Source organism: Methanoregula sp., from assembly GCF_049686655.1.
Lineage (GTDB): Archaea > Halobacteriota > Methanomicrobia > Methanomicrobiales > Methanospirillaceae > Methanoregula.
Genome location: NZ_JBAVIG010000080.1, coordinates 1 through 20,140 on the forward strand (window position 1 = coordinate 1; position 20,140 = coordinate 20,140).

General features: G+C 54.1%; 20 protein-coding genes and 2 pseudogenes. 4 read left to right on the top strand and 18 right to left on the bottom strand.

Annotated features, from left to right (window positions below; genetic code table 11):
- The 5 genes and pseudogenes from WBL42_RS12155 to mtrE all read right to left on the bottom strand — a co-directional run.
- Window positions 1-127, bottom strand: a pseudogene (locus WBL42_RS12155) (tetrahydromethanopterin S-methyltransferase subunit A); the annotation flags it as partial.
- Window position 128: 1 nt separating this feature from the next.
- The gene (gene mtrB, locus WBL42_RS12160; RefSeq protein WP_424721550.1) at window positions 129-422 is read right to left on the bottom strand and encodes a tetrahydromethanopterin S-methyltransferase subunit MtrB; all 294 of its coding nucleotides are present in this window, start codon (window positions 420-422) and stop codon (window positions 129-131) included.
- A 1-nt stretch (window position 423) separates the two neighbouring features.
- Window positions 424-1,272: a tetrahydromethanopterin S-methyltransferase subunit MtrC gene (gene mtrC, locus WBL42_RS12165; protein WP_424721551.1), complete on the bottom strand. Its 849-nt coding sequence runs from the start codon at window positions 1,270-1,272 to the stop codon at window positions 424-426.
- A gap of 10 nt (window positions 1,273-1,282) precedes the next feature.
- Window positions 1,283-2,134 (bottom strand): tetrahydromethanopterin S-methyltransferase subunit D, encoded by an 852-nt coding sequence (gene mtrD, locus WBL42_RS12170; RefSeq protein WP_424721552.1) that lies wholly within the window; start codon window positions 2,132-2,134, stop codon window positions 1,283-1,285.
- A complete protein-coding gene (gene mtrE, locus WBL42_RS12175; protein WP_424721553.1) occupies window positions 2,131-3,030 on the bottom strand; it encodes a tetrahydromethanopterin S-methyltransferase subunit E in 900 nt (299 codons plus the stop codon). The genes mtrD and mtrE overlap by 4 nt, the downstream gene beginning before the upstream one ends.
- Window positions 3,031-3,753: 723 nt before the next feature.
- On the opposite strand from mtrE, the gene ruvC reads away from it, so the two are divergent.
- From ruvC to ruvB, 3 genes are read left to right on the top strand one after another with little or no spacing between them, the layout of a single operon-like run.
- Complete coding sequence (gene ruvC, locus WBL42_RS12180) at window positions 3,754-4,224, top strand: crossover junction endodeoxyribonuclease RuvC (RefSeq protein ID WP_424721554.1); 471 nt, start codon at window positions 3,754-3,756, stop codon at window positions 4,222-4,224.
- A gap of 4 nt (window positions 4,225-4,228) precedes the next feature.
- Entirely contained in the window at window positions 4,229-4,825 is a 597-nt protein-coding gene (gene ruvA, locus WBL42_RS12185) for a Holliday junction branch migration protein RuvA (protein ID WP_424721555.1), read from the top strand.
- A gap of 4 nt (window positions 4,826-4,829) precedes the next feature.
- Entirely contained in the window at window positions 4,830-5,831 is a 1,002-nt protein-coding gene (ruvB, locus tag WBL42_RS12190; RefSeq protein WP_424721556.1) for a Holliday junction branch migration DNA helicase RuvB, read from the top strand.
- A 99-nt stretch (window positions 5,832-5,930) separates the two neighbouring features.
- On the opposite strand, the gene WBL42_RS12195 is transcribed toward ruvB, so the two are convergent.
- From WBL42_RS12195 to WBL42_RS12255, 13 genes and pseudogenes are all read right to left on the bottom strand, one after another.
- On the bottom strand, window positions 5,931-7,088 hold the full coding sequence (locus WBL42_RS12195; RefSeq protein ID WP_424721557.1) for a TIGR04083 family peptide-modifying radical SAM enzyme: 1,158 nt from the start codon (window positions 7,086-7,088) through the stop codon (window positions 5,931-5,933).
- Window positions 7,089-7,201: 113 nt separating this feature from the next.
- The gene (locus WBL42_RS12200; protein WP_424721558.1) at window positions 7,202-7,747 is read right to left on the bottom strand and encodes a hypothetical protein; all 546 of its coding nucleotides are present in this window, start codon (window positions 7,745-7,747) and stop codon (window positions 7,202-7,204) included.
- A gap of 225 nt (window positions 7,748-7,972) precedes the next feature.
- The gene (mcrA, locus tag WBL42_RS12205; RefSeq protein WP_424721559.1) at window positions 7,973-9,661 is read right to left on the bottom strand and encodes a coenzyme-B sulfoethylthiotransferase subunit alpha; all 1,689 of its coding nucleotides are present in this window, start codon (window positions 9,659-9,661) and stop codon (window positions 7,973-7,975) included.
- A gap of 2 nt (window positions 9,662-9,663) precedes the next feature.
- Window positions 9,664-10,431 (bottom strand): coenzyme-B sulfoethylthiotransferase subunit gamma, encoded by a 768-nt coding sequence (gene mcrG, locus WBL42_RS12210; protein WP_424721560.1) that lies wholly within the window; start codon window positions 10,429-10,431, stop codon window positions 9,664-9,666.
- A 7-nt stretch (window positions 10,432-10,438) separates the two neighbouring features.
- Window positions 10,439-11,074 carry a methyl-coenzyme M reductase I operon protein C gene (gene mcrC, locus WBL42_RS12215; protein WP_424721561.1) on the bottom strand — a complete coding sequence of 212 codons (636 nt, stop codon included), beginning with the start codon at window positions 11,072-11,074 and terminating at the stop codon, window positions 10,439-10,441.
- A 2-nt stretch (window positions 11,075-11,076) separates the two neighbouring features.
- Entirely contained in the window at window positions 11,077-11,547 is a 471-nt protein-coding gene (mcrD, locus tag WBL42_RS12220; protein ID WP_424721562.1) for a methyl-coenzyme M reductase operon protein D, read from the bottom strand.
- Window positions 11,548-11,564: 17 nt separating this feature from the next.
- Entirely contained in the window at window positions 11,565-12,878 is a 1,314-nt protein-coding gene (gene mcrB, locus WBL42_RS12225) for a coenzyme-B sulfoethylthiotransferase subunit beta (RefSeq protein WP_424721563.1), read from the bottom strand.
- A gap of 407 nt (window positions 12,879-13,285) precedes the next feature.
- Complete coding sequence (locus tag WBL42_RS12230) at window positions 13,286-13,744, bottom strand: hydrogenase iron-sulfur subunit (protein ID WP_424027557.1); 459 nt, start codon at window positions 13,742-13,744, stop codon at window positions 13,286-13,288.
- Window positions 13,745-15,919, bottom strand: a complete 2,175-nt coding sequence (locus WBL42_RS12235) for a 4Fe-4S dicluster domain-containing protein (RefSeq protein WP_424721564.1) — start codon at window positions 15,917-15,919, stop codon at window positions 13,745-13,747.
- Window positions 15,920-15,929: 10 nt separating this feature from the next.
- Entirely contained in the window at window positions 15,930-16,853 is a 924-nt protein-coding gene (gene hdrB / locus WBL42_RS12240) for a CoB--CoM heterodisulfide reductase subunit B (RefSeq protein WP_424721565.1), read from the bottom strand.
- Between the two features lie 6 nt (window positions 16,854-16,859).
- Window positions 16,860-17,441: a CoB--CoM heterodisulfide reductase subunit C gene (hdrC, locus tag WBL42_RS12245; RefSeq protein WP_424721566.1), complete on the bottom strand. Its 582-nt coding sequence runs from the start codon at window positions 17,439-17,441 to the stop codon at window positions 16,860-16,862.
- Window positions 17,442-17,450: 9 nt separating this feature from the next.
- Window positions 17,451-18,626: a 4Fe-4S binding protein gene (locus tag WBL42_RS12250; protein ID WP_424721567.1), complete on the bottom strand. Its 1,176-nt coding sequence runs from the start codon at window positions 18,624-18,626 to the stop codon at window positions 17,451-17,453.
- A 22-nt stretch (window positions 18,627-18,648) separates the two neighbouring features.
- A pseudogene (locus tag WBL42_RS12255) lies at window positions 18,649-18,914 on the bottom strand (4Fe-4S dicluster domain-containing protein).
- Window positions 18,915-19,214: 300 nt separating this feature from the next.
- On the opposite strand from WBL42_RS12255, the gene fhcD reads away from it, so the two are divergent.
- Window positions 19,215-20,099 (top strand): formylmethanofuran--tetrahydromethanopterin N-formyltransferase, encoded by an 885-nt coding sequence (gene fhcD / locus WBL42_RS12260; RefSeq protein WP_424721568.1) that lies wholly within the window; start codon window positions 19,215-19,217, stop codon window positions 20,097-20,099.
- Window positions 20,100-20,140: the final 41 nt, after the last annotated feature.

A 20,140-nucleotide genomic window follows, 5' to 3' on the forward strand; every position in this document is an offset into this window, starting at 1 on the left:
CGCAGATGCCCTGTTCATCGAGGTGAGAACCCATGGTGATAACAGCCACCGGGCTGTTAGCGTCCCCTGAGTGGAAGTCTCCCTTGACGAGCGGCCATCCACTTGCTGGTGATTTCTTGTCTGCCATATCAGCTCACCTTGATCAACTGGAATGCAATGATTCCTGCAATGAATAGTCCAACGGCAAGTCCATACCACAACGAGGTGATCGTGCCACCGATTGCAAGCCCGTGCTCCCTGTTGGGGAACGAGGCGAGCAGGTTACCTTCTCCGGAGAGCATGTTGACCAGATCGTCGCTGGTTGCTTCGAGGACTGCAACTTTTTCGAGGACCGGTGAGAGTGACTCGCCTGCGGAGGTAATGATACCAATCATCGGGTCAGCGACAAGACCGAATTCCGGGAGTACCTGAATGTATGCCATTTCAGTGTCCCTCCACGTCAGGAATCGGTTTTGCATCGAGCCATGCGGCTGCGTCACGCTTGGAAAGGATCATGTACTGGCAGTAGGTATATCCCCATCCGATGATGGCGATGACCAGCGAGATGAGTGCCGAGCCGGCACTGATCAGGGCAAAGGACATGACTGCTGCAACGAGCATAGAGAGGAACCCACATTCTGCAGTAAGCATGAGCATGCGGTCCTGTTTCCAGCCGGGTCCGAGGCACGCGTTGAACGGGTGCTGGATTGCGATTGCTCCCAAGAGGAACGCGACTGCAATCAGGCAGCCGCCCATGAATGACTGTTGCTGGGTCAGGAGAACCTGGCCGAGAACGGTGACGGTTCCTGTAGTCAGTCCTGCGAACGTGAATCCGCCGGTCATCAGTGCTGCAAAGCCCATGAGGGACAGTGCGCCGACAACTGCCATTTCGGTCAGTGCCTGCACCATGGCCGGGATCTTCATGTTCAGGATGTTGTTGGAAACATACCCGAGGATGAACCCGATGATGGCTGCAAGGATGAGTGCGACGATGGGTGCCCAGATATCGAATCTGGTGGCCAGCAGCATCGCAATAACACCTGAGCCGAATGCAATCATACCTGCTGAGGGAACTCCGGTACCGATACCGTAGCTGCAGAGCACCTTGATGGTGTGGCTCCCCCAGATCAATGCTGCGACCACCGCAAGGCCACCGAAGAATGAGAACATCTCGGTGCCGGTGAGGACATTGAGGTATGTTAGGTAGAGACAAACAAGGGTGCTCACGATTCCCGCAATCATGATCTTATTGTGCGGGACGCCCCCTTCAATAACTTCAACTTTTACTGACATCTTCTACACCTCAGAATGGTCCCAGGGGCAGCACGATCAGGATCGCTGCCAGTCCGCAGAGTGCCGATGCAACAGCGGATGCAACGATCGCCCGTGGCCAGCGTTTGAATTTCGGGTCGTGGGGTCCTTCGATGGTTCCCGTGATATTATAAGCAGTGAGCACTGCATTCACGAGGAACATACCTACGGCGAATATACCCGCCATGGATACTGCGATCGGCATTACCTGTTCCGGCTTGAGCTGCATCAGCGTCGGGAGTGCTCCCTCGTAGATGTTGAGCAGCTCGAGATAGATGAGCGTTCCGCCGGCACCGGCAAAGATACCGCCAGTGACGCCGCCAACGAAGGAGACGAACGGGAGGCCGTGGCCCTCAGTACCCTGTGACTTGTATTCTGCCTGGGTGTCTCCGGTTATTGGGTCCCTTGCTACCTTTCCTGAGGCTGCAGGGATACCCATACCGAAGACGTAGACGAAGTTGACCATCATACAGGTGATTGCCATCATCAGGCCGCCACCAACGCCGCCGGTGATGACGACGACGATCGGGTCCTGGCCTGCTGCTGCAGCCCATGCTCCGCCGAAGAGACCGGCAAGTCCGCCACCAGCTGCGAGCATCGCGACGCCGGTTGCAATACCGGGTGCCTGGCCCATTGCAGCGGGTGCACCGCCGACCGGGACGAAGTGGACACCGAACCCGATCATGACGCCACCAATGATGACGCCGATGAGGGCCATGAGGCCGACGGTCGGGGAAACGAGCCAGCAGATCCCAAGAAGGATCAGGACCAGGATAACACCGACGCCCATTGCGGTCGGGTTCATTGCAGATCCTGCTGTCGGTTTTGCTGCTACTGCGCTCATGAGGATGCCTCCTTGGCTTCCGTGTAGGGTCCGTAGTTCTTCCGTGCCCAGACTTCGATGTACCGGTCAACGACCGTGAAGATGAGGATCAGGAGAACACCGATTGCGATTGAACCCCAGCCGGCTCCGATCTTGTCGAAGAGAATCGTACGCCAGAGTTCGAGGAAGACAATCAGACCGAAACAGATACCGGATGCTGAGCCGCCGATCTTTGCGGTAAACCATCCGTTGTCGATTGAGTTGCGTTCGCCTGCTTCAGCATAGCGTACGATGTTACCGGACGCTGAGATCGGGACACCTGCACCGAACTTCTGGTTCTGGTACTGGCGTTCCTTCCCGTAGTACGGGTTGCCTGTCGCAGATCCAGCTGCACCGAGTGCAATGCCCCAGATCAGGCCGAGCAGCGGCAGCGGGAACGGGTGTCCCAGTGCGCCGTTGATCAGCTGACAGAGTGCAACGGTTGCAAAGATTGCGATAAAGGCGTGTGCCATGGTAACCGTCGTCATGGACTTAAGGATGTCCACGTACACCGGCTGCCCGAACTTGGACAGGCTGGCTGTCCTGCCTAGGTATGCGGTGGTTGCATAGACGCCCTGTACAAAGACTGCAAGTACAGAACCGAGAACGATTGCAAGAACCGCGTTTAACTGCATTGCCATAAAGGCCCATGCGAGACCTGCTCCCAGGCAACACCAGAGACCGTATGCTGGGGGTTCACCTGCGACCGCCTTGTTGAAGATGCGGTGCAGGAAACCCATCTGCGGAGCGAGCTGAACCTGTGAGTTCGGGTCACCCTGTGACCCGATGTTGGATTCAGTATCTTCCGCAGCACCGGCTACAGTGGCAAGAGCTCCTGTCAATGCAGTAATTCCAATGCCAAATACAATTTGTTCCATTTAGCCTCCTCCCTACGTGCAAATGCACGAGAGTATTCAAAATGCAATGCCACGCACATCGAGTAAATACTCTTTGTGGTTAGTGTAAATTTGGTCTGGTCTCGATTAAAAGGTTTCGAATTTATTCCGACGAAATCGGAGTATAAATCACGCCGATTAAAAATCAGGGTCAGATTCGGGATTATCCACTCATGTGAATTTGTGTTAAGGAAAATTTAGTTGAGTTGGGATCAACCGGGTTTGTCCAATGAATGTGATCGGCGGGGAATTTTTCCCCCTTGCCGTTGTGTTATATCATTTCTTGAGTCTTCGGCCTTCGGATAACCGAAGACTTACGGGTCTTCTCCAGTCTCCCCTTCACAAGGTTTGGCTCTTGCCAATACCGGTAACCTTTTTCCGTCCGGTCACACCCTTTCACCGGTTCCCTTCTATCCCTCTGCCAGATAACGTATTCATTCTTCTATCCTGAAAAGGGATGAGTAGCTACCCATCCCTCAGAAGCAGGGACTTCGCTCCACCTCCGTTTAAAAATTTGAAGAGGGGGGTCACCCGTCAACTCCCCCCACCTCCTTGGATGGAGGGTCGACACGATTTGAAAACCGGAATGGGTGGGGGTAGGCCGGGACTCCCCTTGTCTTCAGGCCCGGCCGATCACCTTCGCCCCGCACACCAGTGCCGTATAAAACAGGAACGACAAATACCTGATCAGGAGCATCCGCAAGAATGATTGTTATCGGGATAGACCCCGGGCTGGCACGCGTGGGATACGGGGTTATTGAGGTCAATAATCGGAAAACCGAACCGGTCTGCTATGGCTGCATCGAGTCCGGCAAGGACCGGCGCACATCGGAGCGGCTGCTGCATATCTATAACGAACTTGCTGCCCTCTTTGAAAAATATCCGCCGGCACATGTCGCGGTCGAAAAACTGTTCTTCACCAATAACATCACTTCTGCCATGAGCGTCAGCGAAGCCCGCGGGGTGATCCTCCTGCTCGCCGAACAGCGGCATATACCGATTGCGGAATACACCCCGAACCAGGTCAAGCAGGCGATCACCGGATCCGGGCGGGCTGACAAGCGCCAGATGCAGGAGATGATCATGAGGCTGCTTTACTTGTCCGAAATCCCCCGGCCCGATGATGCGGCCGATGCCCTTTCGATTGCCTTATGTCATATCCATATCATGAGATAGTACCATGATCGCGCTTCTTTACGGTGAACCGGTCCTCGCGGGCGACCGGTGGGTGGTCATCGATGTCCATGGCGTCGGGTACCAGGTGCTGGTCACCCAGCCGGCCCTCCAGCAGCTGGCAAATACCCATGAAATGGTGAAACTCTATACCCATATGGCGGTCCGTGAGGATGCGATCACCTTGTACGGGTTCCTGCACCAGAGCGAACTGGAGATGTTCCGGATCCTGATCGGAGTGACCGGCATCGGCCCGCAGATTGCCATGAACCTCTTGTCCCAGATCGGGATCGAAGAGTTCGCCATTGCGATCCTGAACGAGGATGAAAAGGCCCTGACCCGGATCTCCGGTATCGGAACGAAGAGTGCAAAACGGTTGATCCTGGAACTCAGGGACAAGATGAAGAAGATCAGCGAGACGATCCCCCACGGAGAGGCAGGAAAAGGGAGCATGGCGGTCCATGACGCTGTCGGCGCCCTTGTGTCTCTCGGGTTTCAGGAGAACGAATCCCGGGATGCGGTCAGTGCAGCGGCCCGTGCGCCGGGCACTCCATCCGTGCAGGGTCTCATCAAGGCGGCTCTTGTCAGGTTAAAGGAGCGGTGAGGTCATGTCCGAGCGGATTATTTCACCGGACTCCCTGACAGAAGAGAGTGACGATCCCACCATCCGGCCAGACCGGCTGGAAGAGTTTGTCGGGCAGGTACAGGTCAAGGAGAGCCTGAAGATTGCTATTGCTGCCGCACAAAAACGCAATGAACCAATAGACCACATCCTGTTCTCCGGTCCGCCGGGGCTTGGCAAGACCACGCTTGCCCATATCATCGCCCGCGAGATGGGGGCGGATATTCGGTCCACGACAGGTCCGGTGCTCGAGAAACCCGGGGATATTGCTGCACTCCTCACCCCCCTTAAACGGGGGGATATCCTGTTCATCGACGAGATCCACCGGATCAACCCGGTCGTCGAGGAAGTACTGTACCCTGCAATGGAGGATTTTTTCATCGATGTGATGATCGGCGAAGGGCCGAGTGCACGCTCGATCAAACTGAACCTCGAACATTTTACCCTTATCGGGGCAACAACCAAGCAGGGGCTCCTCGGCGCACCGTTCCGGGACCGTTTCGGCATAGTCTCCCGGCTTGACCTGTATGCTTCCGTCGAACTGGTCCGGATCGTAACACGGAGCGCGTCGATCCTGAAGATTCCGATCGCGCCGGATGGAGCGGAGGAGATTGCGAAACGGAGCCGGGGAACCCCGCGGATTGTCAACCGGCTGCTGCGACGGGTGAGGGATTATGCCACGGTCAAAGGGGATGGCACGATCACGCGGGAGATCGCCAAAAATGCCCTCGCCATGCTGCAGATCGACGAGCTTGGCCTCGACGAACTGGACCGGCGCATCCTTGCGGTCATAGCAAATGACTTTGACGGTGGTCCGGTCGGGGCAAAGACGATTGCCATCTCAGTCGGCGAAGAAGTGCGGACAGTCGAAGATGTTTATGAGCCATACCTTATCCAGATTGGGTTTGTCAAGCGCACGCCCCAGGGACGGGAAGTCACGTCCGCTGCAAAAAAGCATCTCAATAATCCGCAGAAGACGCTGGTGTGATAGCGCCTTCTGGTAACAACGTCACGTATACGGTATGTTGTGGGATTACCAATATCCGTGCCGCGGCACCGGATGCGGTCCGGTTTTTCCTATTCACCTTTATCTTGATACAATCTCCCGCATCAGTACCATCACTCCCGGCTTTGCCGGCGTCCGGGAAACCGGTGTACCGGATCCAATCCCCGGCATCGGCTCTTCGAACATCTCCCTGTTCAGCCTCTCATTGAGCTCATCGAAGATCCGCTTGTAGGCTACACAGTGGGGGTCAACCCCGTCAAGCGAGCCGCCCGATGGAGCGATTGCATTATATGGGCACCCGCCCCGGCAGTACTTGATATGCGCACAGTCCTTGCACGCCTTGTCTACGTACTCGGAGAATTCCATCATCCGTCGGCCCGGCTCTGAGTGCATGAGCTGCTCCATCGTAGGCTGGTCCCGCACGTGGCCCATCACCCACTCCGGCATCCCGACAAAACGGTAACAGGGATAGATGCTCCCGTCGGGGCCTATGGCAAACGTGTTGCCCATGCAATTGACAAACGTGCAGACACTCCCCCGGCGGGTGAAGACGCACCGGCAGAGATCGTTGATGTTCATCACCTCCATAGTACCGAGGTTCTCGAGCGACTTGTCGAGAAGGTACACCAGCAGCTCTCCATACTCTGCCGGCTCCAGTGCCCATTCCTTCGGGTTCTCCGAGCGGAGCGACGGCAGGGCCGGGTGGAGCTTCAGGACAAATCCCTTCGTCTTGAAGAAATTGAATATCTCCTCTTTTCGCTTCACCGATTTGTTTGTGAATGTACAAATGAACCGCACCATGAGCCCATGAGTTTTCGCAATCTCGTAGCCCCGCATCGTCTTCTCAAAGTATCCGTTTCCCCGCTGCGAATCGGTGATATCCTCAGGACCGTCGATGCTCGACCCGATGGGGACATGGTACTCCGCCAGCACCCCGGCGATCTCCGGTGTCATCCGCCAGAGGTTTGTCTGCATAGCGAACTCCGGGGTGAGTTCTTTCAACTCCCCCGAGAGCAGGGGTAGTGCCTGCCGGTAAAAATCCGCGCCCGCAAGGAGTGGCTCCCCGCCATGGAACGTGAATGTGACCCGATCAGAACGGAAATTTTTGAGCCACGTGACCACATCTTTTATGATATCAATGTTCATAATCAGTGACCCTTCCTCCGAACTCCAGCAGTATTTGCACTTGGAGGGACACCCTAATGTTGGGATGAGCATGATGTGGAAGGGATTTTTCATTACCCTTTTTTCCTCTCTTTATGGTATATTTGTTTTCATCTCGTTCAAAGATTTCAGTTTCCCATAAGGGGGATATCAGGTAAGCAATAGTAAATGTCGAAAAAAAAGAGGAATCAACTGATAATTGCAGGGAACGATGACAAGTCTCCCGTTAGCACATAGAAAAATCCTGCAAGGATCATCGGGGTACTCAGAAAAATAATCGTGATCCCTGCCGTAACAAGGGCAAATGTTTTCGAAGTATTTTTTTGCATATGGTATGCGCCTAATCCGATGAGGCCGAAGCCAATTCCCCCAATGACGGCGGGAAAAATAATAGTTGGATCGAGAAACAGGTTGAGATGATGGATGAGCGAGTTGAACAGGGAAAACATGAGTATGTACATGATCAGCGGGACAAAAAAACCGTTTGTGATTGAAGTATACTGGAACCCTTCAAGCACAATAAAGACCGGCACAAGGATTGCAAAGAGAATGGCAATCCCCTGCATAAACCGAAAGAGAACCGGAACTTCATATATGTCGAGTAGCAGGAACAGAAACCATGCGATCAGGAGCGATTGGAGAAATACCACTGCGACCATGATCATGTCCAGTTTTCCAAAAGAACTACCGACAGACCATGCCCGCCGGTTTTTTACCTTAGTGTTTTCTGCCATTTTTTTCACCTGCTGAATAGGTTTCCCCTCCTTGTACGATTGTTGCCGGGTTCTTCCTGATTTTAGTGTGGGTAAGACTTGTATATATTTTCATTCGCTCCGGCTCCAAAGTATCCAACTATCTGAATGCCCCTACAGACTCCCGGGTGTCAATGGAGTCATAAATGCATACCCGAACAGGACCCTGGTAAAAAAGAAAAAAAATTTGTGTTGGGGAAATCGTGCTTACCTGGCAGGGATGATCAGTGAGCGCTCGCCGGCTGGCATGAACTCACGGATTGCACCCTTTGCGAACTCGCGGCGGGGTTCGGCGAAGTCGAACTTGAGCGACGGGTCTGCGAAACAGATCTTGATCAGCGGGGACAGGGTCCATGCATCCTGACGTCCGTAGTGGGCGGCGGCTGCAATGGCTGCGTACTCTCCCTGGTGACCGACGTTCATTGCGTAGTTCGGGTAGTTCGGTCCACGGAGCTCGCCGATACAGCCTTCGTCGGGTCTGATCGACATTGAGTTGGTTGAACCACACTGGTCTTGCAGGTCGTAGCCGAAGAAGCCGAGACGTGACCAGCCTTCCTTGTGGGCGAGCATGGACATGTACCACCCGTTCAGGCCGGCGTTGGAGTTTGCTGTTGCCAGTGAACAGGAGATACCTGATGCTGCTGCAAGGACGGATGCACGCTGGGATCCGCCGAAGTGGCTCTCGAGGGTGGTGGGGTACTGTTCGTACTGTTCCATACCGTAGAGAGTAACCTCGGTTGCGATGTCGTTGAGGACTTCCTGGGTCTTCTTTGCCTTGCCGAGACCACCGTGCTTGGAGTTGATGTAGTCAAGACCATAGTAGCAGTAGTCATCGAGGATATTGTCGGTGTATGCAGCGGTTGCATACTGGGTGAATCCGACACCACCGGACATGTAAGATCCGAGCCAGATCTGGTCGAAGAGCATCGCACCTGCACCGACGACTTCAAGGGTTGCCTTGACGGGGTCGTTGGGGTACTTGCGGTCTCCCTGGATCATATCTGCAAAGTGTCCGAACTTGATGCCACCTGGCTCATTCGGGCCACGTGCACGGCGGGCGGGCAGGATGTCTGCCATCTGGATAACACCAGCGTGCTTTGCGGCGAATGCGAGGTCAGCGACTGCTGCCTCACCGGCACACATCTTGTATGCGCCGATAAAGGACATACCGATCTGCATCGCAGACCACCGGGAGGTGGTTCCACCATCGCAGGTCCTGCTGACGGTTGTGGGGATGTGCACTGCCTGGTACATCGACTTGCCGACGGAGGCCTTAAGTGCTGCTGCACTCTTTGCCGGGAAGAGCTTGTCGAGGTTTAAGAGGAACTGGGGCTCGATGTCATCTGCCATCTCGTCGTCGCCAGTGAAGATCTTCACGTAGCAGTCGTCGACAAGTGACGGGTGGGTCTCGACCATATGTTCCTGAACAACGGCTGCGCCGGGCATGGCGTGGTTCAGCACGTGGAGGTACTCGTTGATGGTCTCAGGAGTAACTTCCTTACCGAGCCGCTTCTGGAGAGTGTTGTGGGCGAGGTCAAGACCTACGATGATGGTCCTGCGGATGTCGTCCCACATCTGCTGCATGGCAGCGTTGTTGACGAAGTGGAGGTCGTCGCCTTCTACAAAGACGTTGGTGCCGCTGACTTCGTAGGTCATCAGCTGGCGCTGGCCGAGCGGGATACCACCGCAGTGGCAGCGCTTGGGGTCGTACATGGAGATACCGCGGTCCATCTCGGCCTTCTTACCGGCCTTCATGAACTCCATCTTGCGCGGGGACTGCTCAAGACCTTCGCGGGCAAACACGGTTGAGGTTGCCTGGGGGTCTTCTGCAAACTTCTCCTTCATTGCCTTCAGGAAGAGCTTCTGGGTTCTCTCGATTTTTGCTGCTTTTGCCATGATTATGCCTCCTTTGGCATGAAGCCGTATTTTACCCTGAGTGAGTGGATGCGCTGGATGTATTCGATCAGTTCAGCGTCGTCACGGTAGGCAGTGCCCACGAGCGAGTGGTAGATGGTTGAATTGGCCTTGATCCACTTTGCATCCATCGGCTTGCCGATCTTGACTTCTCCGTCAAGGGGAACGCCGACCTGATCCTTGACAATCTTGACAATGCCTGCCTTCTTGTCCAGGACACAGCGCTGGAGCATGTCGAACATCATTCCGTTCTCATCGAGACGGAGGGAGTGTCCGTGCACCGTGCAGCCGCGGATACCGGTAAGGGCCGGGTCAAAGAGCTCGGTGTTGACAAGGTCTTTTGCGTATTTCTCAAGGTCTCTCTCACGGCACTCGACGATCTGACGGCCTGATAGGGTGCCGGGGTCAATGCCACGGAAGCGGTATGACTCGAGGTAGGACCTGAGGTACGGGTGGCAGGGTGCGTTGTACATTGAGTCCGAAAACTGGATGTACCGGACGCGGTCGCCGGCCTTTGCGCCGTCGGTCGGGGTCACGAGCTTGCGGACCGGACAGTTGGGCTCCTGCTGCTCGGCGAGCGGCGGGTGTGCACTCTTGTAGGCTGAGCCTGGTGCACGGTGTCCCATGATAAGGACGAGGTCCTTGTCAGAGACATCCCGGAGCTTTGTGAGCTTGTGGTTGGGGTCCATCTGCTTGCGCCTGTTGTCGGCGACAATAGTCTGACCGGCACAATACTGGGGTTTGTATGCCATTATTTTATCACTCCAATGAATCCTTTTTTTTCACAATTTTCATTACAGACGAAATGACTTCTGCCATCTTTTCGCGTGTGGGGGTCTGACCCCGGGTAACGCCGCTAACGATAGACATGACCGTACCTTTGGTACGGATCTTGTCCGCGGGGGGCATCACCACTGACGTCTTCACGCCCTCCTTTGCGAAATCCTCATAATCAACCGGGGACTGAGAGACGACAATTGCCTTCACATCACAGGCCTGGAGAATAAACCTGACCTTGTGCACTACGTGGGAACGTACGTTCCCGTGGTGGAGAATGGCAATCTTGTGTTTCTCGATCTGCACGATTTCTTTGGGAGTAAGCCCGAAAGAAGCACCGAGAACGCCTCCACCGATTTTTGGTGCGTCCGGCGGGATGCCGCTCCCGGCGTTCAGCACCAGCGTACTGATGCTATATTCAACGCCCTGTTGTCGCAGGCCTGAGGTGATATCGCACACCGGCTTGGTCACGTGGCGGCGTCCCGGGGACATCCCGACCACGATCACATCCGGGTACCGGCACTCGGAGATGGTGCCCCGCTGGGCGATTCCGCCTCCTTTACCCATGCCCATCGCCTCGCGGCAGTCAACAACCTGGGTTACTCGTCCAATCGGCATAGTTATTTTATTCCCTGGAGGATTATCGGCTTGGACTTGCTACTAGGATCAGCAAGGCCGAGCATTTCTTTGTCCGCATCCGGGCCGTACTTGCAGTAATCCACAAGTGACGGCTCGGTCTTCATAAATCTGCCTTCCTGTATGCGGAAGGTAAAATCCGTAAAAACCGGTTCGATTGCGGCTTGCAGTGCGGGGATCACATCACGGCTCTCCACCTCAAGCAGGACGGTGCCTACGTGGACCTGGAGGGGAACCTCCTGGTCGTCGACGTGGATAGTCTTCCTCATCGGATGAGGGTTGTCCTGTCCTTTTGCCGGCCCGTAGGGAATGGTGGCGGGAAGGCGGGGTCCGTTGAGGACCATCCGCCGTACACCTGCAACACTTACGACTTTGTTCAGCAGTCGTTCCGTTGTCTCGGGGTTGAGCAGACGCTCGGTGATTATCCTGCACTGGGGGAACGTGGCTTCTGTCATTCGTATCCTTGAGGGGCTTAGATGCCCTTTGCAACTGCCTGGATCGGCTTCTTGAATGCGTCAAGCTGGCCGAAGGTGTCCTGGTAGATCTTCGAGGTGTGCTCTGGTCCGAACATCTGGGTTCCAGCGTCGAGTGCACAAGCGGCAACGATACAGGGCATACCTACACCGGCTGCGTGCCTGGTCACGACGTGGTTACCATTGAAGACACCGGGGCCGCCGCCACCGTAGATCGAGTGGCTGAAGAATGAGAACCCGACTGCGACACCCATTGCGCGACCGTAGTCGGAGCCTGGGAGGCCGGTCTCGTGCTCGAGCAAGTCGTTGAAGTAGAGCAGGGTTGCTGAAACTGCTTGGGCGAAACGTCCGGCACCACAGTTAACCATGGTTGCTGCAAGGGTACCTGCGGATGCATAGGCATTCCAGAGCATGGGGTCCTTGGTCTCGTAGAAGATGAAGCCGCTCTTGCCCTTCTTGCCTGCCTTGATAACCTTGTCTTCAAGTGCACGCTCGACGAGGCTCTGCACAACAGTACCGATGGTACCGGTCTTGCCGTTCTTCTTGACGAGGTCGCAGACAATGTTGTTTGCGTTGAGTCCCTGGTATGCGTAGAGAAGGAGCTGGGCACGCTCGAACGGGCCGACTGCGTTACCCATCTCGAACTGTCCTGCCTGCTCAAAGGTTGCGGAAAGTGCTGCACCCTGCATCGCATTCCGGTGGGTCATCATGACCGCGTGGTTGGCCGGGATGTTACGGAGTGCATAGCCGAGGCCTTCGTTGAACTGGGGGATCGACAGAATCGAGACGACGTTGCCGCCCTGCATGTCCATCGTCTGCGGGTAGGTACCCCAGACTGCTGCCTTTACGTAGGAACCATCGAACATGTCGACCTTGTACTGGTCAACCAGTGCATAGGTGGTGGCTGCTGCCACTACGGTTGATGCGACATCGTAGGTTGAGGCTGCATCCATGCGGGCTGTTGGAACCTCTACGAGGATCATCTTGCCGCCGCCGACCTTGGTGATCTTGGTGTTGTCGCCGTCGGTGACCTGGACCATATCCTTGATCTTGGCTGAAAGTGCATCGCAGTCCTTGACTACGCTGCAGTTCATGTTGCGGCCGAGGATCTGGTTCGACTTGCCGCCGACCTTTCCGGTCTTGAGTGCGTCCTCGATGCCAGCAAAGTTGACTGCTACCGTTCTCTTGGTGAGGTCGATAACCTGCAGTGCGCCCTTGTTGACAACGGGGCTGATCTTGTCAATGGTGACATTGCTCTTTAAGAGCTTACCCTCATCGTCGTAGAGGTCGATCGTATCTTTGTATTTTGCCATGTGAATTCCTCCAAATTTTCATTTAACCGCGGTACAATACTGTCACTGAACGATGGTGTGTACTAACAGGAACACTGGTGGTGAATGAAAGTCGCTATTGCACGTCCCCTAAAATGGGACAGACATTAATTCCCAATTTTGCCATATAAGCATTCCTATTTTATCCCGGAAAAAAATTTTATATTTTTTTGAGAATACAAACGAAACATGAAGCAATGTTCAAATATTACATAAATTCCTGCTTTCATTGTTTTACGCAGTATTAACTATACTAAAAAAAGTACTACTGGTTGTTATACTAACTATAATAATGTTCGATTTTCCTGTGCGCTTATTTAAAAAATAGGGGATTTTGGCCAGGGTGCTGGTGCGCTTCCGGTTAATCCATGGTTGCTGTTTGCAGTGCGTTATTTATTGAATTCGCTGATTGGGCTTGGTCCGAGTTCGCGTACGATGTTGACCACATCAGTGACAACGGCGCCCCACTTTGCACCTTCAGAAGCAGAAACAAAGGTCATCCTGAAGCGGCGGTCGTCAAGCCCGATACTTTTCATCAGGCGCTTGACCATGAACATGCGCTTGGCTGCCTTGTAGTTGCCTTCAAGGTAGTGGCAGTCACCAAAGTGACAGCCCGAGACAAGCACACCATCTGCGCCATCTGCGAATGCCTTGAGGATAAATAGTGCATCGATACGCCCTGTGCACATGACACGGACAATACGGATGTCGGGTGGATACTGGATACGGCCGCCACCGGCAAGGTCTGCACCTGCATAAGAACACCAGTTGCAGACGATACCCTGGATCTTGGGCTGCCAGATGCCGGGTCCCCGTTCAGGGATGGTGAAATTTCCTGGAGCTGACATTTACTGCTCACCTCCGAGCAGGAATGCATCGATCTGTGCCACGATCTGTGGCGTTGTAAAGTGGTTCATCCAGATGGCACCGCCAGGACAGAAGCCCCCGCAGGTACCGCAGCCCTTGCACTTGGCCTCGGTGACCTCCATAACCGTGCGACCGTCCTTTTCAACGAGTGCCAGTGCACTGTAGGGACAGAGGTTTACGCACATACCGCAGCCTGCGCACTTCTCCTCAATGCATGTGGCGAAGTACGGCTCAAGTTCCACTTCTCCCTTGTGGATCGGGATACTTGCTGCAGATGCAGCGCCTTCGGCAGATGCTACGGTATCAGGGATATCCTTGGGTCCTTGGCAGACACCGGCGAGGAAGACACCGGCTGTGGTGGTACCGCACGGGTTCAGTTTCGGGTGGGCTTCGAGGAGCCAGCCGTCCATAGAACATGAGACACCGAAGAGCTTTCGGGTCCTGTTGGTGTCGCCAGAGGGCTGCACCGCGGCTGCGAGTACCACCATGTCGACTTCCATGTCGATTGGGCGGTCGAGGAGCGTGTCATCAGCCATGACATGGAGGTTCTTTGTTGCCTTGTCCTCGATGATGTTGGCGACGCGGCCACGGATGAACTTTGCCCCCTCGTCCTGGATGCGGTAGTAGAACTCTTCGTACATCTTACCGAATGAACGGATATCCATGTAGAAGAGATAGGGAGTGCATCCGGGTATCTTTTCGATGATCTGGTGGGCGTGTTTGAGGGAATACATGCAGCAGAACCGTGAACAGTACGGTTTGCCGGTACTCGTGTTGTCACGTGAACCTGCACAGAGAACAAACCCGACTCTCTTGGGTGTCTGTCCATCGCTCGGGCGGACAAGATGACCGCCGGTCGGACCTGATGCACAGATAAGCCGCTCGAATTCGAGGCTCGTGATCACATTCTCGTACTTCTTGTATCCCCACTCCTCTTTCTTCTCGATCGGGAATATGTCGTACCCGGTTGCGAGGATTGCCGTGCCGACCTTGACCTTGATGAATTCATCTTTGGACTCGAGGTCGATTGCCCGCTTCTCGGGACCGCAGGCAGTTACGCACAACCCGCACTTGATACAGGAGTTGAAGTCGATCGTGTAGATAAGGGGAACGACCTGCGGGTGGTTGATGTAGATTGCCTTGCGTGGCTTCATGCCCACTTCGAAATTGTTGGGCTTAACGACCGGGCAGACCGCATCGCAGTCACCGCAACCATTGCAGCCGCCACCGACAAGGCCGCGGGCTTCCGCTTCCTTGGGGGTGAGCACACCGCGGGCCTTCTTTCGGATGGTGACATCAAAGTTACCTATGTAACCTTCGACAGCATCAACTTCCGAGTACGTATACAGCTCGATATTCGTATCCCTGCCGACATCCACCATCTTGGGTGTCAGGATACACTGTGAACAATCGAGGGTCGGGAACGTCTTGTCGAGCTGGGACATGCGCCCCCCGATACTGGTGTCGGACTCAATGAGGTAAGTCTTGATACCTGCTGCTGCGAGATCAAGGGCTGCCTGCATACCGGCAACACCTGCGCCGACAACCATCGCGGTCTTTTCGACCGGCACGGTCTTCGGGAACAGATCCTGCAGGAGTGCTGCCTTTGCCACTGCAATCCTGACTGCATCCTTTGCCTTGTCGGTTGATCCTTCGCGGTCGTGCATGTGCACCCATGAGTTCTGCTCACGGATGTTTGCCATCTCGAACCGGAACGGGTTTAACCCGCCTTCTTTTGTGGCGGTCCTGAACGTCGGTTCGTGGAGACGTGGCGAACATGCTGCAACGACAATACCGGTCAGTTTTTTGTCCTTGATCGCCTTGTCAATCTTGCTCTGCCCGGGTGTGGAGCACATGTACTGGTAGTTGTCAACGTATGCAACACCGGGAAGAGTGCTTGCGTATTCCTGTACTGCCGGGATATCCATCGACCCTGCGATATTGGTACCGCAGTGGCAGATGAACACACCAATCCGTGGCTTCTGCGCGGTGGTGCTGCCGGTGGTTGCTTTCACTGGTGCCGGGGCTGCTGCCTTTGCCTTAGGGGTAGCTGCGGGGGCTTGTTTTTTGACTTCCTGTTTCACGGGAGCCTCCTTCTTTGCTTCCTGCTTCTTGGTCACGGGCTTTTTGGTAGTTGATTTCTTCTTTTCTGCCATCTTTACCACCTCACAGAACCTTCTGCAGGAATGGTTCGCAGCTGATCCCATGGAGATCCAGCCCGAGATCCTGCGGACTCATTCCCTGTGCCAGTCCAAGGAGTTCAGCGAAGTGAAGGACGGGCAGGTTATAGGTAACACCAAACTTCTCCTGGATCTCGATCTGGCCGCGGTCGAACTGGAGCTGACAGAACGGGCAGATATCGGTGAGTGCATCTACCTTCTCCTCTTTCAGGTTGATCAGCTTCTCGTTGGTGATATCCAGTGAATGGACAATATCGTATCCACGGACCCCTCCCCCGGCACCGCAGCACTGCATCTTGTTCCGGTATTCAACCGGTGTTGCGCCGAGTGCTGCGACCAGTTCTTCCATCCATACGGGGTGCTCAGTATTGAGCATTACTTCCTTCTCAAACTCCCGGTCCTTGTGGGGTTTTGTCAGGTGGCAGCCATAGTGGACGGCAATACGTGCACCGGTCAGCGGGTTAGTTACGCTGTCGCGGACCTTGTCGATACCAATGAACTTGTCATTATAGAGGAGCTCGGCTGTGTGGTACACGTTGATAGTACCCTTGTACTCCATGTCAACTTCCTTAAGAACCTCATTGACATTGTCGCGGAGATCCTTGTTGTGCTTGAGCTTGTGGTTGACCTCCCAGATCGACTTGTAGCAGCCATTGCAGACCAGAGCGATGTCCATCTTCATCTGCTCGGCGAGTACGAGGTTACGGGCTGCCATTGCATAGAAGACATTGAGGTCGATGGAACCGAAAGCGCCTGGTGCCGGGCAGCAGCTTGCACCCTTGAGGGGGACCAGCTCGACGCCGAGCTTTTTCATGGCCTTGATGGAAGCCGATTCGACACCGGGATACCGGTTGGGGGCGATGCATCCGAGATAGAATGCGAACTTGTGGTTTGCGCCTGATTCTGACATGGTATTTTAGCCCTCCCTTTCCTTGACGATCCGGTCCGCATTTGCCTTGAGCTTGTAGTGGTCAAGGATCTTCCTGATGCCGGGGATATATTCCGGATACATGTGGGTGGTCGGCGGGTCCCGTGTCAGGCCCAGCCTCTCGCGGGCTGCACGGTTAACATCGTTGTTGGGCACACCGTGGCCTGAGTTATAAATTGCCTGAACGGTCTTGAGGAAGTTGACCGGGACGATATCCCGCTTGAATGCGAGGTTCCTCATGGACATGATGACATCGGTTGGCAGGATGTCACGCGGGCACCGGTCCGAGCAGCTGTAACAGGTAGTGCAGAGCCAGAGGTCCGGGTCGGTCAGTGCTTCGTTTTCGAGCCCGAGCACTGCTCTCCGCATAAACTTACGGATACGGTAGGTGCTGCGGGGTGCAGACGGACATGAGCCGGTGCAGGTGCCGCACTGGTAACACATGTGGGCGATCGTGCGAGAGATTCCTCTCACCTGCTTGGTGAATTCGGGATTTGAGTCCTCACGGAAATATCTCTGGTCGTGGAGTTTCTTCTCCAGCGCTTCCGGGTAACCTTTTGTTCGTGCCATAGTACTCCCTCACGCCTTCTCCATCATCTTGAGGTTGACCTGTCCGGTGATCTCTTCTTTAACCTTCGAGGTTCTCTTCTCGAAGAGTTTCGCCTTTATCTTGTTGAACAGGTCAGTTTCCTTGCCCTTCGTACGGATACCGGTTCTCTGCAGCACGATGATATCTTCACCGGGACATGCATTGACGCAGGCACCACAGAGGATACAATAGTCCTTGTTGACTGCAATCGTCGCTTCGATGCCGTCACGCTTCATCTCGGCTGCGGGTATCGATGACGGGAGGTAGATTGCATTTGCCGGGCAGATCTCTGCACAGGTTGAGCAGCCGCCGGGGCATTTCTCGGCGTGGAATTCGATGTCGCCTTCAAAAATCTTCTCAACTGTGATTGCCTCAGTCGGGCAGTTCCGTGAGCACCAGGTGCATGTGCAGCAGTTGTCCTGGATAATATCAACTTTGCCGTCTACCTTGTCAGAAATAACTTCGCGCTCAACAGTAATGCACTCCTCGGGGCACGCCTCAACGCACACCTTGCAGGCATCACACTTTGTCTCATCCCAGATGACATCGCCTTCGACTTTGCCGGATTCTGCGGTGAACTGCTTGTGTTTCACCACGATTGCCGGGCACAGGGCACCGCACAGGCCACAGAGGGAACATTTCTCCTTGTCCACGGTAAATGTCGTCTTGGTCTTGATTGCGGTCTGGCGGTCCTTAGCGCCGGCCACCGGGCCCTTGTATGTTCCCTCATACGCGGGGACATTGCGGTCAATGGCGTCACGCGGGCATACCTCTTCACAAATGGTACACCTGACGCATTTCTCCTCATCGATCTCCGCTTTCATGTCGTATTGCGGGAACCCTTCCTTCTCTATGATTGGAAGTCTTTCCTTTCCGTCCACCTTCAAGGTCAATGCATTGAACGGGCACATGATGACGCAGACGCCACAATACGAGCACTTGGTCTCATCGACATCAATGGGAGCAGCGTAATTGATAGCGCCGCGCCTTGATGCACCGACCAGTCCGAGGACAATGGCGTCCTCGGGACATGCTTCGACGCATATGCCGCATCCCGTGCAGGTCTCTGCATTGAGAATAAGGTTATTTACGTTCTGCAGGAGTTTTTGCTCCATCACAACGTTAATACCGTCTTTCTTTTTGGAAAACTTTGGAAACAATGCCATGAATTAACCCTCACGCTGTTTCTTATTGCACATCTGCCACTGATCTTGATTCCCAGGGGCCTGCAAGTCTGATAACCCTATATGGGCACTCCTGAACACCTACGCCACACCCGGCGCAATGTTCATTTCTGAAATCAAGGATGACGGATTTTCCGTCCCTGACTGCGTAGATCTTTTTTTTGATGCAGGATCTACTGTATGAAGCTCTAACGCGTCTACAGGACATGCAACCACACAATTATTACAGCCAGTACAATGTTCCTTGTTGATGTGCACTGCAAATGCCATTCGCTTTTCACGCACCAGCTATGATCGATTCTAAAAATCGACTAACAAAAAGTGGTAGAAGAATGTAGATAAATGTTCTGAAATTGGTTGACTGAGTTTCCCCGTTTTATACTGATTTTTTTTATTTTAGTTTAAATACCCGATTGTTAAGTTAATGTAAAAATTCTTTGAGTTAAAATGATCTTTTGTACTTTCCTTTTTTTTTTCCATGCGCTCCTGAAATTCAAGTGTTCTGAAAATCAATTTAGAAAATTTATTCAACCACCATCATTGTACCTTTGTGGTACCGGAGGTTATTATATGGAACTCAACGGCGTTACGATTGACGATACATACGCAGAGGCATTCCCGATATGGGTCTGCCGGATCATTATCACTGCGGTTACAAAGGAATGGGCAAAGAAAGCAGCAACCGAGGCAACCGGTTTTGCGACTTCAGCAATTGGTTGTCCCTGCGAAGCAGGAATTGAGGGATTCGTTCCAACAAGTGAGACTCCCGACGGGCGGCCAGGTGTGGCAATCCTGATCTGTGCCAGCAAGAAGAAACTCAAGGAGCAGGTCGTTGAGCGCCTGGCGGAATGCGTCCTTACTGCACCGACTACTGCCGTCTTCAACGGGATCACAACCGCAGAAGAGAAGATACCGGTCAAGCTCCACTTCTTCGGTGACGGTTATGAGTACCAGAAAGAGGTTGGGGGACGCAAGTGCTGGGTTATCCCGATTATGAATGGGGAATATGTTGGTGAGGAAGAGTTCGGCATTGTCAAGGGTGTTGCCGGAGGCAACTTCTTCATCATGGGGGAGAACCAGATGGCAGCACTGATGGGCGCCGAGGCAGCAGTCGAGGCAATTGATGCAGTTCCCGGTGTCATCACCAGCTTCCCCGGTGGTATTGTTGCCAGCGGTTCAAAAGTCGGCAGCCTGAAATACAAGTTCATGCCGGCCTCTACCAATGAGAAGTACTGTCCAACACTTCGCGAGAAAGTGGCAGACTCAAAGATTCCTGCAGGTGTCAAGGCTGTGTACGAGATTGTTATTGACGGTGTTGATGAGAAGTCGGTGGCAGCAGCAATGGGAGCCGGCGTCAAGGCAGCCGCAAAAATTCCGGGCGTTACGTTCATCTCCGCAGGGAACTTTGGCGGCACGCTAGGGCCATATAAACTTGATCTTCATAAGGTTCTCTGATTCGTCATTACTAAGATATCTATTCAGATATCACTTTTTTT